This window comes from Pseudomonas defluvii (genome assembly GCF_001695625.1).
In the GTDB taxonomy this organism is placed as follows: Bacteria; Pseudomonadota; Gammaproteobacteria; order Pseudomonadales; family Pseudomonadaceae; genus Aquipseudomonas; species Aquipseudomonas defluvii.
On record NZ_MBPN01000003.1, the window covers coordinates 57541 to 71010 of the forward strand.

Consider the following 13470-nt stretch of genomic DNA (forward strand, 5'->3'; position numbering starts at 1 on the left):
GTGGCGTCGGTAGGTGTTCCGGTGAGCGTGCCGGGTCAGGCGCGCACGCGGCTCTTGTCCGGGTCATAGAAGATAGGCGCACAGACCGTAGCGTCGATGCGTTTTTGCAAACCATCGACTTTACCCACCTGCAGCGCTTGGCCAGGCTCCGCGTAGGCCACATCGACCCGACACAGGGCAATGTTGCTGGCCAGCAATGGCGAGCGACAGGCGCTGGTGATAACACCGACCTGCGCGCGCCCGTGGTACACGCCATCACCGTGATGAGCCACTTCATTGCCTTGCAGTGTCAGCCCGACCAGTTTGTGCGTGGGATGCGCACTGCGCCGCAGCAAGGCCTCACGGCCAATAAAGTCATCAGTCTTGCTCTTGAGTGGCACACTGAAACCGATACCGGCCTCGAACGGATCGGTTTGGTCGGTGAACTCGTAGCCCGCAAAAATCAGCCCAGCCTCGATGCGCAGCATGTCCAGGGCCTCCAGCCCCAGGGGCACGATCCCCAGGGGTTGGCCCAGGGCCCAGATACGGTCCCAGATTTGTTCCGCATCCTGCGGTGCGCACCATACTTCGTAGCCCAGTTCGCCGGTGTAGCCGGTACGGGAAACCATGACCGGGCAGCCGTCGAAACCGTCCAGGCGTCCGACCAGAAAGCGGAACCAACCCAAAGCGTCCAGCCCGGGTTGAGTGGCGGGTGTCCAGATCATCTGTTTAAGCAGCTCACGGCTCAGCGGGCCTTGCACCGACAGGTTGTGGATCTTCTCGCTGGCGGACTTGACCCAGACTTTCATGCCGAGCTTTTGCGCCTGTTCACGTAGCCATACCCCGGCGTACTCTTCGCCGCAGATCCAGCGGAAGTTGTCCGGGCCAAGGCGCAACAATGTGCCGTCGTCGAGCATGCCGCCATGTTCATGGCACATGGCCGAGTAGACCACTTGGCCGACGGCCAGGCGCCTGATGTCGCGGGTCAGACAGTACTGCAGCAACGCCTCGGCGTCGGGGCCCAGGATCTCGAATTTGCGCAGTGCGGTCAGGTCCATGACGGCAACGCGCTCACGGCAGCCGTAGTACTCGTCGATTGCCCCAAAACCATCGAAGCGCAGCGGCAGCCAACAGTTGCGGTAATTGGTAAAGCTGCCGGTCAAGGCGCTGGTGCGGGAGTGGAATGCTGTCTCTTGGGTCAGCACCGGGTCGGCATCCGCCGTTTTTCGATTGGCCATGGCGATAGAGAATCGTTCCTTGTCGGCGTAGACACGAATATGGATATCGGTCGGGTTCCAGCCGTTGGCCGGGTCGATGTCATCGGGGCAGGAGGAACTGGCACAGATCAGGTCGTTCATGGCCCGCATCAGGACGTAGTCACCCGGCCGCGACCAGGGCTCATCCATGACCATCTGTTGATGGGCGTCGATGGCCGTATTGAAAAAGAAGTTGATCGCCGGCCAGCCGCTGCGAGCCTGTACACCATGAGCCTGCAGGGCACGGCTGAGGTTGTCGCTGCAGTTGTCATGGGCAAAATAGCCATGGCTTTCGTAGTAGCGTGCGGTGCAGGCCAGGGCAAAGGCGTCGTGACGGCCAACCGTATCGCGTACAACCTCGAGCATGGGCCGCATCTGCCGATCGAAGAACTTGGCGAACAACCCAGGGGCTGGATAGGCATTGCCGTTCAGGGTGCGGGTAACGGTCTGGTCGAGGTCGAACTCCAGGCCCTTGTCCAAGTCTCGACGGTTCAGGGCAACGAAGTCCGAGGACTGGCGCCCGGCGACATCGATGACCTGGATGTACTGCCCCTTGCTCACGGCATAGCTGCGGGCGCTACCGGCAGGCAAGGTGAATTCGTCCACCAGGTCGGCCAGCGGTTCTGGCAGCGTGGGCACATGAACCAACGAGGGATTGGCACGATGCACCCGTATCCGCAGTTCACTGGGTGTTTGCTGGGAGTCCACTGACGTTGCGTGAGCCGGCGCGGCAATAATCAGCAGCAGTGGCTCGCCAAGGGTGAACTGGCGACTGTAGCCTGCCGCCGAGTCGAGGCTCCACAGCATCCCTGCGCCAGGCAGGCGCTGGGTGTCGAAGCCACGTTTGGTGAGTGCCTGCAGTATGCGCTGCACCTGTCGGCTATTGCCTGCCAGCGCCTGTTGGATAAAGCCGAAACCGCTGCCAGCGATCAGCCCCAGGCTCGCCAACGCTGGGTTGATCCTGGTGCTGAAGGCCATGACCTCGCAAGGCTGGAGGCCCTCGACATCAGTTATCTGCAGGGTATCGCCCGGGCCCAGCTCGACCAGTGTCAGGCCGCCGCCGTTGACCCGGTAGTGCTCGGTCGCCGCTGTCTGTGTGAGCAGCCCGGGTTCCCATGGTCGTGAAATACGCGGTGCTTGCATGCCGCTTCTCCTGTGTCCTGAGTACCTGGGCGGCTTAGCTGGCGGATTTGACGGTAACGTGTGGCTCGCTGAGGTAGGCCTCCATTGAGTCATCCAGCGCCTCGAGCCAGGGGGTATGGTGGGGCGGTGACTGGGTGCCGGTCATCAGCGAGCGATAGGACTTATCACGGTAGCCCATGATGTTGGTCGCTTTGTCGTGCTTCCATTGCAGGAAGGTTTCGTTCACTGCCGGGATATCGAAGCTTGGGTAGTCCGTTGCGTCCACCAGTTGCTGGATGTACGCCCCCTGGTACTCGAACATTTGCTGGTTGGTTTGCAGCTCGGCTTCGCGTGCCTGCCATTGCAGGCAGTCGGCGTTGCGGGTGGCTGCGTCAGGCAAGGCGATACGCTGCAGGATCACATCGCGCGCATACCAGGCTTGAGCATCAAACATGTTGAAGGAGTACCACTGGTCCTGCATCCCGAGGTAGATCAGCTTCGGGTTGGGTTCCCAGAAGATCCCCTTGTAGAGATTGCGCGGCCAAAGGCGGTTGTCGGTTTTCAGACTCAGCGATTCAGGCAGGAACGGGAAGTGGTGCTTGTACCCGGTGCACAGAATCACCGCGTCGATCGGCTTGCTGGTGCCGTCGATAAAGTAGGCCCGGTCGTTCTCCAGGCGTTGTAGCAGGGGCTTTTCTTCCCAGTTCGATGGCCAGTTGTAGCCCATGGGCGAGGTACGATAGCAACTGGTGATACTGCGGGCGCCATACTTGTAGCACTGCGAGCCAATGTCCTCGGCAGAGTAGCTGCTACCGACAATCAAGAGGTTCTTGTCTTTGAATTCCAGTGCTTCGCGGAAGTCATGGGCATGCAGAATACGCCCGGCAAACTGTTCAAAACCTGGGAAGTAGGGGACTATTGGCGTCGAGAAGTGCCCACAGGCATTGATCACGTAATCAAATTCTTCCAGGGTCTCGGTATCGTTCTGGTAGTCATGGGCCAGAACGGAGAAGCGCTGAGTGTGCTCATCGAAGCTGACCTGACGTACCACCGTGTTGAAGCGGATGTAATCGCGTACGCCGGCTTTCTCGACGCGGCCCTTGATGTAGTCCCAGAGGACTTCACGGGGAGGGTAAGAGGCGATCGGTCGGCCAAAATGCTCTTCAAAGGTGTAGTCGGCAAACTCCAGGCACTCTTTCGGCCCGTTCGACCAGAGGTAGCGGTACATACTGCCGTGGACCGGCTCGCCGTTTTCATCCAGGCCGGTGCGCCAGGTGTAGTTCCACATGCCGCCCCAGTCTTGTTGCTTTTCGAAGCAGACCAGTTCGGGAATGGCAGCGCCTTTGTCCCGAGCCGATTGAAACGCCCGAAGTTGTGCCATGCCGCAGGGGCCTGCACCAATAATTGCAACGCGTGAGTTCATGGGTGTGCCTCTTAGTCCGAATTGACATCAGCGTGTTCCGCATCAGTGATGCGATAATTCCTGTCCGGAAAAATACTTGCCCAAAAGGAATCTCTGCTCAATCCGGAAAAAGAGGTATGCCTAAAGAGGTAGCTTGATAGAAACCACTGGCGATATACCCACAAAGAGGTATCTGTGTGGCGCGAAGCCCCTTGTTATAGTCCGACAGGCGTTTGCTCCCACGCACTCGCCAGAACAACGCGAGCGAGCGTAGTGTTCACTGTCAGGAGAAGTCGCCATGTGGTTCAGACATTCCGCAACCGCGCTGGCCGTTGAACTTACCCGCATGATGAAGTGCCTGTTGGTCGAACAACCGGCAGATATCAGTCAGGCCGTGGGGTTGAAGCGTCAACCTGAATTGCTTGCCGTTTTTCAGGCATTGAGCGAGCAATGGCACGCTCATCTGCAGTGGCAGCGTCAGGCTGCCATGGTGCCGACGGCGCCTTGCAGCGCCGAGGACTATCAGCGTTTGCTCGCGCAATTGGCCGATGTCGAGCATCAGCGTCTTGAACTTGAGGCCGAGTTGGCGCATTGCCGCGAAGAACGGGCGGCAACGGCCGAGGTGCAAAATCGTCGGGTAGAAGATGAGCAGGCGTGGGCGCTCACCAGGCAGGCGCTGACAGAGGGGTGTTGGGACCTTACGGTCGTTAATGGTGATGCTGATCATCCGAAGAACATAATCCGGTGGTCTGACCAGTTTCGCCAGCTTATCGGCTACAGCCCTGAAGAGTTCGCAGATGGTTGGGACAGTTTTTTTGCCGTTGCGCAGCCGCAGGACCTGAAAAATGTCATGCGGGTGTTTGCTGAGTGCACGGCTAAAAACTCGGCTCAGTCTACCTACACCGTTGAATACCGCATGCGGCACAAAACCCGCGGTGAAACCTGGTACCGCGAGCGTGGTTGTTGCTTGCGCGATGCTCAAGGTGTGTTGCTCAGGGTGGTGGGTGCGGTACGTGACATCAGTGACGAGAAGGCTGCTGAAGCCCTGCGTACCCGTGAGCAAGACACGATAAGGAACACCTATGGAGAAATCGCCAAGGTGGCAGGTGCGATCAAGGGGATTGCCGAACAGACCAACCTGTTGGCACTGAACGCGGCCATCGAAGCCGCCCGTGCTGGTGAGCAGGGGCGCGGTTTTTCTGTGGTGGCCGATGAGGTTCGCAACCTGGCCAAGCGTACCCAGGAGTCGGTACAGCAGATTCAGACGATGCTCAAACGAGACGAGTGAACCGCCATCACCCGCGCATGGGCTAGACAGTCGTCATACGCAGTGATGTGGTATAGACGGCACTTGGAAAATTAATGTTATAAGGTAACATTATTGTTTTCCGGAATCAGGTGCCTCAGCATGTCGCTTCTCGCGTTGGAGAAGGCCCCGGCGGGCTTTCGTTACCCCCTTTCACAAGCACTCGATGCCCTTCCCTGGAATGAGCAGGGCTTGATTGCGGCCATTGCACAGCAGCATGACACGGGCCAGGTACTGATGCTGGCCTGGATGAACCGTACGGCATTGGAGCAAACCCTGGCCACCGGGCGGGTGAGTTACTGGTCGCGTAGTCGTCATCAGCTGTGGCGCAAGGGCGATACGTCCGGGCATGTCCAGCAATTGATCGAAGCGCGTCTGGACTGCGATGGCGATGCCATCCTGCTGCAGGTGGAACAGCACGGGCCTGCCTGCCATACCGGGCGCCCAAGCTGTTTTTACAATGTGATTTGCGGTCAGCAGATCGAGGTACAGGGTGCCCCGGGAGGTCAGCCGTGAGCAGTGTGCTGATCCGTAATGCCCGCTTGGTCAATGAAGGGCGCATCGTCGACGCTGACCTGCTGGTTGCCCATGGTCGTATCGAAAAGATCGCGGGCAGCATTCAGGGGCGCAACGCCAGCGTGGAAATCGATGCCGCCGGGCAATGGTTGCTGCCCGGCATGATCGACGACCAAGTGCATTTTCGCGAACCTGGCGCACCGCACAAGGCCAGCATCGCCAGCGAGTCACGCGCCGCCGTGGCCGGTGGTATCACCAGCTACATGGACATGCCCAATACCCATCCGGCAACGCTGGACCTGAACGCGCTGGCCGACAAGAAGTCCCGCGCTGCGCGCAGTTCGGTGGCCAACTACGGCTTTCACTTTGGCGTCAGCAAGGACAACCTTGAGACGGTAGCCCGCCTTGACCCGCGCGAGGTGTCGGGGGTGAAGGTGTTCATGGGCGCGTCTACCGGCGACATGCTGGTCGATGACCCGTTGCTGCTGGAGCGGCTGTTCGCCTGTGTGCCGACCGTGTTGTTGGCCCATTGCGAGCACACGCCGTCGATTCTTGCCAATGAAGCACAGTTTCGCGCGCGCTACGGTGACCTTATCAGCCCCGCGCTGCACCCGCAGATTCGCAATGTCGAGGCCTGTTTTCGCTCATCAAGCCTGGCGGTGGAGCTGGCGCGGCGTTTTGGTACGCGGCTGCACGTCCTGCACCTGAGCAGCGCCCGTGAGCTGGCACTGTTCGAGGACAAGCCGCTGGCTGAAAAGCGCATCAGCGCTGAGGTCTGTGTGCATCACCTGGTGTTCGACGACCGTGACTATCCGGCGTTGGGCAACCGCATCAAGTGCAACCCGGCGATCAAGTCCCAGGCGGACCGCGATGCCTTGCGCCAGGCCTTGTTGGGCAATCGCCTGGACGTGATCGGCACTGACCATGCCCCGCACACCCTTGAGGAGAAAAGCGCGCCTTACAGTCAGGCACCGTCCGGCCTGCCTTTGGTGCAGCACGCGTTGCCAGCGCTGCTGGAACTGGTTGAGCAAGGCCTGTTGCCGCTGACACGTCTGGTGGAAAAGACCAGCCATGCCGTCGCTGAGCTGTTCGCGATTTCGGAGCGGGGTTACCTGCGCGAAGGTTACTGGGCGGACTTGGTGCTGATCGAGCGCCTGGCGCAGCCGCGCGCTGTCGACCTCGATCCGTTGCTTGCCCATTGCCAATGGACGCCGTTCAGCGGTCGAGCATTTCATCACCGTGTGGCCACCACCCTGGTTTCGGGACAGTTGGCCTGGCACCAGGGCCGCCTGTTCGATGATTGCCAGGGCCTGCCGCTGTCTTTCACCCCTCGCCGGTAAATGCCCCTGAGAGGCGTGGATAGAGGCTGTGCTTGAGGCTGGTCACTGGCGGCCAGCCTTCGACCCTGAGTAGCATGACGCCGGCAAGACTTGCCAGCATGGCGGTGTAAGCGCAAGCTCTGGCGCTTATGCGGTATCCCCACCTCAAGGACGCAGTGAGCTGCCATGGTCGCGCATACGCCAACGTTGTTTGCCTCCGTTGCCCTTGTGGCAACCATCATGGCGTTCTGCTTGATTCTTGTGGCCCAGTACAACCAGCGTGACGGTGTATTGACCACCGGGGTCGGCTTGCTTGCCCATGCGGCAGCCTATGTCTGCTACACCCTCTACGGGCACGGCCCTTTGTGGCTCACCTATGGTGCTGCCAACACCTTGTTGTCGATTGCACTGGGTTACTACGCCATCAGTATCTTCCGGATTCGTGACCTGACGGTGCCCTGGCTTCGCGTGTTCAGCCTGCCGCTAGTCATGCTGGTGTCGATGGCGCTGCTGATCGACACCCTGGAACTGCGCATGTTGGCGGCATCGCTGGTGCTGATCCTGCAATGCCTGTTGATTGTTTGTCTGGCTTACCGGTACAGCGAGCCCGGGGGCAGGGCGCAGGTATTGCTGATTATCGGCGGGAGCATCAGCCTGATCGGACTGGGCATGCGTGTGGTGGCGGTCCTGCTCGGTGGCGCAGCCGAGATGCAATATAACGTCAGCAACCTGACGCAAACCATTTCCGTGAGTATCGGGACGGCGACGGTGATGATGTACTCACTCGGCCTGGTGTTGCTGTCGAAGGAGCGCAGTGAGTCGAAGCTGCAGCACATGGCCCATCGTGATGTATTGACCGGCATGCTCAATCGACGGGCGATCCTGGAGCGGTTTTCGGACGAACTGGAGCGCGCGTATCTGACCAGGGCCAGCCTGGCGGTGGCGATGATCGACATCGACCACTTCAAGCAAATCAATGATATTTACGGTCACCTTGTCGGTGACTCGGTGCTTGTCCATTGTGCGCGGCACTTGAAGAAACGCCTGCGTCATGCGGACCTCATTGGCCGCTATGGCGGCGAGGAATTCCTTGTGCTGCTGCCGTCTACCGATGCCGAGGGCGCGCTGGCCGTTCTCGATGCACTGCGTATGTCATTGGCGAGGGCACCGGCGGTAGTCGATGGGCTGAGTATCCCGGTGTGCTTCAGTGCCGGCGTGTGGTGCGGCACCCCCGAGCCAGGCGACAGCACGGCGAGCCTGATTGCCAGGGCCGATGTCGCCCTCTACGAGGCCAAGGCCTCCGGGCGAAACACGGTGCGGTTGGCACCTGCTGCACCAGAAGCCTCGGCAGGCTATGCCCGCGACAGTGTTCAGGCACCCGGTTAGCGCGCTTAGAAGAAAAAATGTGAACAAGGGGTTGCCAAGGTCAAAAAACGAGTACATAATCCCGCTCACTCCACAGGGAGTCAGCAAAAACTCTTTAGATAACAAAGAGTTGAAGCGAGTTTGAAGCGGCGATAGCAGCTTCGGACATTTGAGGCCGAGTAGCAAAGTGGTTATGCTCCGGATTGCAAATCCGTCTACGCCGGTTCGATTCCGACCTCGGCCTCCATATTTGAAAGCCCCGCAGATTAACGTCTGCGGGGCTTTTTCGTTGTGGTGCGGAAAGCCAAGAGTCCCAAAACTTTTAGAGGCCAGTCCCAAAACTATCTCATTTTGAGGGCTTGGCGATGGCGCCGACGCGACGATAAACACGCTCGGTGATGCTCTCTTTCGAGTGCCCCAGCAACAGGCTGGCGTCGGCCAGATCGGTAATTTCGGATGCGGCCTTCGGGCGAATGTCTCTGAACTGAAACTGTGTGATGCGGTTCGCCAGTTCTGGCTGCTTTTCGCTGAGCGCCCTCGCTGCTGCCGCCTCTCGGGCATCCTGCCAGCGGTTACGCAGCATCTCCCACGAGAGCCGCTTGCCGTTCGCGCTCAGGATGAAGAACGGCGAAAGGTGATTGCTGGTCCTGCGCTTGATGCGCTCCAGCAGGGTGCCTAGGCTGTTGTTCACGCCATCCACTTCCAGGAGGATCCTCAGCCGCTTACCAGTCTTGCCTTGGCTGACCAGCAGATAGATCCCCTCTACATCGTCCTTTCGCATGGATAGCACGTCCGCTGGCCGTTGACCGGTCAGGTATGCCAAGTCCATCGCATCCTTCAGCTCCGCTGCAGCCTCCTCATACACCGCCTGCCAATACCTTCAACAAGGCAGAAGTTGAGGACTTGATTGCCGAAGCCTCGGCGTTGCCGGTAGGTGCGGTGCTGGCGTTTACGAAGGCCGCTGTACCGCCCGGGTTCCTTGAGCTTGATGGCAGCGTGCAAAGCAGTGCGGTTTATCCCGATCTGGCCGCTTACCTCGGTACGACGTTCAACCAGGGCGACGAGCCTGCCGGTTACTTCCGGTTGCCGGATTCGCGTGGTGAGTTTCTGCGCGGCTGGGATCATGGTCGAGGAGTAGATGCGGGTCGGACCTTGGGCAGCCTGCAGCTTGATGCTGCGCAGAAAATAACTGGCAAGCTCGGCCGCGTCGTTTCTACTGCTAGTGAAACAGATACGAGTGGACCGTTTACGCCAGGCGACGTGCTAAACGGCATTACCTCTGGCTCTGTAGCCTTGCGATACTTGAACTTTGACAACTCGCTAGTTGCTCGAACCGCAGCTGAAACTCGTCCTCGTAACTTGGCAGTCATGTGGTGCATCAAGGCCTGGAATGCGCCGGTCAATCAGGGGAACATCGACGTGGCGGCCCTGGCACCCCTAGCGGCCAAGGCAACAGAAATCAGCTTAGGCGTATCGAAGATTGGTTCCCAGGCCCAGGTTGATGCCGGCGAAGTAGACGACGTGATCGTTACACCCAAAAAATTGCGCTGGGGTTTCAATGCGATTTGGGGGGTTAATGGTGGGATTGCGTTCCCGTCGTGGCTCGGTGGATGGATTGTGAACTGGGGACTTCAGGCCTCAGCACTGTCAGGGACTATCAGCTATCCCATTGCGTACACGACCAGAGCATATGGGATTCAGGGTCAGTACACCCACGCTACCCCGAGCAATGTCAATTACAACATCACATTCAAGGATCTCGCGCTCTCTGGCTTGTCCTCTATTCCATTCGTATCGGGGATCGCTAACCAATTTCAATGGTGGGGGTTTGGAAAATGAGCAGGTTTTATAGCCCCTCTACGGGGTCGATCTACTTTGCTGCCGTACACGCTTTGATGCCTGATGACGTCATACCGATCCACGCTGAGACAATTGATAAGGTTATTGCAAATCCCCCTATGGGGAAGATGCGTGCGCACCGGCAAGACGGCACCCCCTACCTTGTCGATCTTGTTCTGACTCCCGAAGAAGTTGCCGCGCTGGAGCGCGCATGGCGAGACAGTGTGCTGGCCCAGGCGGTCTGGTTGCGAGATCGCCACCGCGATCAACTGGAAATCGGCGGTAGCACCACGCTGACAGCTGAGCAGTTCCAGGAGCTGCTGGTTTACATGCAAGCTCTACGGGATTGGCCGCAATCGCCTGACTTCCCATTGACCGAACACCGGCCAGTGGCGCCGCCCTGGATCGTCGAACAACACCAATAGAGCCCCGCACTGTCGGGGCTTTTTTTCGCCTGGAGAAAACCATGGCCAAGATTTCTGACTCCCTGGCGGGCAGCAAGAACGCGCTCGCCTTCCTCGACATGCTGGCTTGGTCGGAGGGCACTTCTACGATCAAGTCCAGTGATGACGGGTACAACGTCCTTGTGGGCGGCACATTGTTCGTGGGCTATGCAGGCCATCCACGCAAGCTGGTTCGCCTTCCGCGCTACAACATCAGCAGTACGGCTGCTGGGCGCTATCAGTTCCTGTCGCGTACTTGGGATGCGATTGTGAAGAACTACGGGTTCAAGGGGCGTTTCATCCCTGAAGCCCAAGACCTCGCCGCTATCAAGATCCTGATCGAGTGCAAGGCTTTGCCAGATATTCATGCCGGCCGGATTCAGGAGGCCATCGCAGCTGCCGCCCCGATCTGGGCGAGCCTGCCGGGTGCTGGATATGGCCAGCGTGAGCACAAGCTGGCGCGACTGCTTGAGGTCTACTCCGAGGAGCGTAAGCAGGAGGAGGTGCCAGAGAATGACCTGCTGGCGATGTTCACTGCTTGCGGTGGGGAGATGGCGGCGTGAGCGGCTGGGGTGTCCGAGTGCTCGGTCTGCTGCTGGTTGTCGGGTCGTACTGGTTCGTCTACCAGCATGGCCGATCAGTCGAGCGAGCCGAGGCCATGGCTACATCGGCGAAACGCGACAGCAGCGATCGCCAGGCCGAGTTGCTGGGGGAGCGTAGCGCCCGGGAAGAAGAACAACGACGCGCTACGGCGCAGGAGGAGGCGAGAGCCCATGCAAAGGAACAACACCTGGTTGCTGACGCTGGCGCTGCTGGCGCCGATGCTGCTGGCCAGCGGCTGCACGACGACGCTGCCAAGCTCGCCGCCACCGTCAGTTGCACCGCCACGGATACCGCCGCTATCGCCCGAGGCCAAGCAGCCGCCCGCGCCGCTATGGTGCTCTCCGAGCTGCTCGCACGGGCTGATACTCGAGCGGGAGAGTTGGCGAAAGCGTATGACCGAGCCCGAATAGCCGGACTGACCTGCGAGGCGTCCTATAACGCCCTGGCCAACTGACTGAGTCATTGTTCCAGGCAGTCATCTATTACCAGTTGCAGGCGCTTGGCCGCCAGAAGCTCCCACTGCACTGATAGGCAGGATGATATCTGGACCCTGATTCCGGGTGTTGCCGACGGCCGTACTCACCCGGTACCACTCGAAAACCTCCGAAGGCTCGCCCAGGTTGAGGGCCATCTGTTCCGCCTGTTCCTTGGGCGTGGCCGGATCCAGCCATTCCCGGGCCAGTTCGGGGGCCAGCACCACCGGTCTTCGGTCGTGCACGTCGACCATGCCGCCCTGGGCGTCGGCAGTGATGATAACGAAGCCGTCATGATCGCTGCTCGCGAACTGGCCGATGCTGGCGCACAGTGCTGGACGCCCGTCTCGTCGGCGGATGTAGTATGGCTGCTTCTTCGGCCCGCCTTCATCCACCCACTCGAACCACCCGTCCACGGGTGTGATGGCGCGGTTGGGCCAGATAGCTCGGAAGAACGGGCCGTGCGCAACTTTCTCGGCCCGGGCATTGATGGGTGGCGCGCGATCTGTTGCCCAGTGCGGTCGCCATCCCCACTTCACCAGGTCGGCGCGTAGGCCGGCATCATCCACCCGCATCACGGCCACAGGCGTGGACGGGGCGATGTTGTATCGCGTAAGGGGCTGGCTGCCGACGTTGTTCCGCCAAGCGCCATCCATGCTCAGCGTGTCGGCGAACTCGTGGAGCCCGCGGTACTGAGAAATTCGTCCGCACATAGTGCTCACCTCCGAGCCATGAGCATAGTCAGGCTCTTGCTGGCCCGGCGAGTTTCCGGCGTAGCCCTCGGATCTCCCTGTACAGCTCCTCGATGCGTTTCTCCAGCCTGGCGTTTTCGGCTCGGAAGTCGGTGAGGATGTACTCGGCTTGCGCCCAGCCCGCCTTCTGGCGCGCGACTTGTTCAATGGCAGAGTCAAGCAGCCGCACCAGGTGCTCAATGTCCTTCCGTGCTTTCGTCAGCGCCTCTACTGCATCTTCATACTCAGCCCGCAGCAGGTTCACCTGGTGCTCCAGCATTTCTTCGCGCGATGGTATGCCCAGCTCGAAGCCGGTCGTGTCGATTTCCATGGTGGTATCTGATAATTGACTGTGTGTACATACAGTATTTCGATCGGCGCCGGTCGACCAGCATCAGCCGACGAGGTGTCGACTGAGGGAGGGTTTTGCGGTCGGCAGAACGCCGGAGTAGGGGAGTGACGTGTGAGCAGGCCTATACTGCTCTGATCGAATGATCGGGGCACAGTCATGGACGACCTAGAAGAGAAGATGAAAGCCGGTGAGCCGTTATGGCAGCAGGCCGCGGATGCAATGCGCCGACACAACGAAGCCAAAGGCGTTCTCTCTCCGGAAGAGGTTGATCGGCTTCGTCTTGAGGTCGAATCGCTAATGCAGGCCGTGATTCAGTATCAGCAGCGGGTACTTGGCGGGTTAGGGAGTACGTTGCACTGAGGCGGCGTGTGCGGTTGACGGGTAGCCGCCGAGGCATCGGCCAGCCCTATACAGGGAAGGCATTCAGAAAATCGAAAGAATAGTTTCGATTTGTATTTTCGAGCGGACGGCAAGCTGAAAACGAAATTTTAATTTCGCTCAGTGGTTCGCAACCTTGGTGCTGTAGAGGCCTGATAAGTCTCACGTTACCTGCGGTATAGGATGGGGGCGTTCAGCAGGTGCGTAATTGCATGGACTTTACCACCCACTTGCATTGTCACGGACCATTCATGCGCATCTGACTTGACCGGCGCGAGCCGTAGTGACGACCGGCAGAAGCCGGCCAGAAGCAGCCACTCAAAGCCGTAGGCCTCATGCTGCTTTAAAGTGCAGCCTTGTATGTCGAACTCCGAACCTTCTACACC

Annotated in this window: 12 protein-coding genes, 1 tRNA gene and 2 pseudogenes; 10 read left to right on the plus strand and 5 right to left on the minus strand. The window is 59.5% G+C overall.

Annotation, left to right across the window (positions count from 1 at the left end):
* Nucleotides 1-35: 35 nt before the first annotated feature.
* Nucleotides 36-2378: a trimethylamine N-oxide demethylase gene (locus tag EKA13_RS01380; RefSeq protein WP_065757744.1), complete on the minus strand. Its 2343-nt coding sequence runs from the start codon at nt 2376-2378 to the stop codon at nt 36-38.
* Nucleotides 2379-2412: 34 nt separating this feature from the next.
* Nucleotides 2413-3780: an NAD(P)-binding domain-containing protein gene (locus EKA13_RS01385; RefSeq protein ID WP_065757745.1), complete on the minus strand. Its 1368-nt coding sequence runs from the start codon at nt 3778-3780 to the stop codon at nt 2413-2415.
* Between the two features lie 466 nt (nt 3781-4246).
* Between EKA13_RS01385 and EKA13_RS28575 the strand changes: the two are divergent.
* The 5 genes and pseudogenes from EKA13_RS28575 to EKA13_RS01410 all read left to right on the plus strand — a co-directional run.
* Nucleotides 4247-5035: pseudogene (locus EKA13_RS28575) on the plus strand (methyl-accepting chemotaxis protein); the annotation flags it as partial.
* 132 nt (nt 5036-5167) lie between these two features.
* On the plus strand, nt 5168-5581 hold the full coding sequence (hisI, locus tag EKA13_RS01395; protein WP_065757747.1) for a phosphoribosyl-AMP cyclohydrolase: 414 nt from the start codon (nt 5168-5170) through the stop codon (nt 5579-5581).
* Complete coding sequence (locus EKA13_RS01400; protein ID WP_065757748.1) at nt 5578-6921, plus strand: dihydroorotase; 1344 nt, start codon at nt 5578-5580, stop codon at nt 6919-6921. The genes hisI and EKA13_RS01400 overlap by 4 nt, the downstream gene beginning before the upstream one ends.
* A gap of 165 nt (nt 6922-7086) precedes the next feature.
* Complete coding sequence (locus EKA13_RS01405; RefSeq protein ID WP_065757749.1) at nt 7087-8286, plus strand: GGDEF domain-containing protein; 1200 nt, start codon at nt 7087-7089, stop codon at nt 8284-8286.
* A gap of 152 nt (nt 8287-8438) precedes the next feature.
* A tRNA-Cys gene (locus EKA13_RS01410) sits at nt 8439-8512 on the plus strand.
* A 99-nt stretch (nt 8513-8611) separates the two neighbouring features.
* On the opposite strand, the pseudogene EKA13_RS01415 reads toward EKA13_RS01410, so the two are convergent.
* Nucleotides 8612-9139, minus strand: a pseudogene (locus EKA13_RS01415) (tyrosine-type recombinase/integrase); the annotation flags it as partial.
* A gap of 29 nt (nt 9140-9168) precedes the next feature.
* Between EKA13_RS01415 and EKA13_RS01420 the strand changes: the two are divergent.
* From EKA13_RS01420 to EKA13_RS01435, 4 genes are all read left to right on the plus strand, one after another.
* On the plus strand, nt 9169-10104 hold the full coding sequence (locus tag EKA13_RS01420; protein WP_065757750.1) for a phage tail protein: 936 nt from the start codon (nt 9169-9171) through the stop codon (nt 10102-10104).
* A 119-nt stretch (nt 10105-10223) separates the two neighbouring features.
* Nucleotides 10224-10529 (plus strand): phage tail assembly chaperone, encoded by a 306-nt coding sequence (locus EKA13_RS01425; RefSeq protein WP_245704289.1) that lies wholly within the window; start codon nt 10224-10226, stop codon nt 10527-10529.
* 41 nt (nt 10530-10570) lie between these two features.
* Nucleotides 10571-11110, plus strand: a complete 540-nt coding sequence (locus tag EKA13_RS01430; RefSeq protein WP_065757752.1) for a glycoside hydrolase family 24 protein — start codon at nt 10571-10573, stop codon at nt 11108-11110.
* Nucleotides 11107-11604, plus strand: a complete 498-nt coding sequence (locus EKA13_RS01435) for a DUF2514 domain-containing protein (RefSeq protein ID WP_065757753.1) — start codon at nt 11107-11109, stop codon at nt 11602-11604. Before EKA13_RS01430 ends, EKA13_RS01435 begins: the two co-directional genes overlap by 4 nt.
* A gap of 21 nt (nt 11605-11625) precedes the next feature.
* Here the strand turns inward: EKA13_RS01435 and EKA13_RS01440 are convergent, their stop codons facing one another.
* Together EKA13_RS01440 and EKA13_RS01445 are read right to left on the minus strand one after the other, a co-directional pair.
* A complete protein-coding gene (locus EKA13_RS01440) occupies nt 11626-12336 on the minus strand; it encodes an SOS response-associated peptidase (protein WP_065757754.1) in 711 nt (236 codons plus the stop codon).
* Nucleotides 12337-12364: 28 nt separating this feature from the next.
* Nucleotides 12365-12685 (minus strand): hypothetical protein, encoded by a 321-nt coding sequence (locus EKA13_RS01445; protein ID WP_065757755.1) that lies wholly within the window; start codon nt 12683-12685, stop codon nt 12365-12367.
* 177 nt (nt 12686-12862) lie between these two features.
* Between EKA13_RS01445 and EKA13_RS01450 the strand changes: the two genes are divergently transcribed.
* The gene (locus tag EKA13_RS01450; RefSeq protein ID WP_065757756.1) at nt 12863-13066 is read left to right on the plus strand and encodes a hypothetical protein; all 204 of its coding nucleotides are present in this window, start codon (nt 12863-12865) and stop codon (nt 13064-13066) included.
* The last annotated feature ends 404 nt before the right edge of the window (nt 13067-13470 follow it).

Excerpts from the sequence above, each read along its gene's own strand:
- EKA13_RS01445 (WP_065757755.1), bottom strand. The coding sequence starts at position 12,685 with ATGGAAATCGACACGACCGGCTTCGAGCTGGGCATACCATCGCGCGAA.
- EKA13_RS01405 (WP_065757749.1), top strand. The coding sequence starts at position 7,087 with ATGGTCGCGCATACGCCAACGTTGTTTGCCTCCGTTGCCCTTGTGGCA.
- hisI (WP_065757747.1), top strand. The coding sequence starts at position 5,168 with ATGTCGCTTCTCGCGTTGGAGAAGGCCCCGGCGGGCTTTCGTTACCCC.
- EKA13_RS01430 (WP_065757752.1), top strand. The coding sequence starts at position 10,571 with ATGGCCAAGATTTCTGACTCCCTGGCGGGCAGCAAGAACGCGCTCGCC.
- EKA13_RS01380 (WP_065757744.1), bottom strand. The coding sequence starts at position 2,378 with ATGCAAGCACCGCGTATTTCACGACCATGGGAACCCGGGCTGCTCACA.
- EKA13_RS01385 (WP_065757745.1), bottom strand. The coding sequence starts at position 3,780 with ATGAACTCACGCGTTGCAATTATTGGTGCAGGCCCCTGCGGCATGGCA.
- EKA13_RS01425 (WP_245704289.1), top strand. The coding sequence starts at position 10,224 with ATGGGGAAGATGCGTGCGCACCGGCAAGACGGCACCCCCTACCTTGTC.
- EKA13_RS01450 (WP_065757756.1), top strand. The coding sequence starts at position 12,863 with ATGGACGACCTAGAAGAGAAGATGAAAGCCGGTGAGCCGTTATGGCAG.
- EKA13_RS01440 (WP_065757754.1), bottom strand. The coding sequence starts at position 12,336 with ATGTGCGGACGAATTTCTCAGTACCGCGGGCTCCACGAGTTCGCCGAC.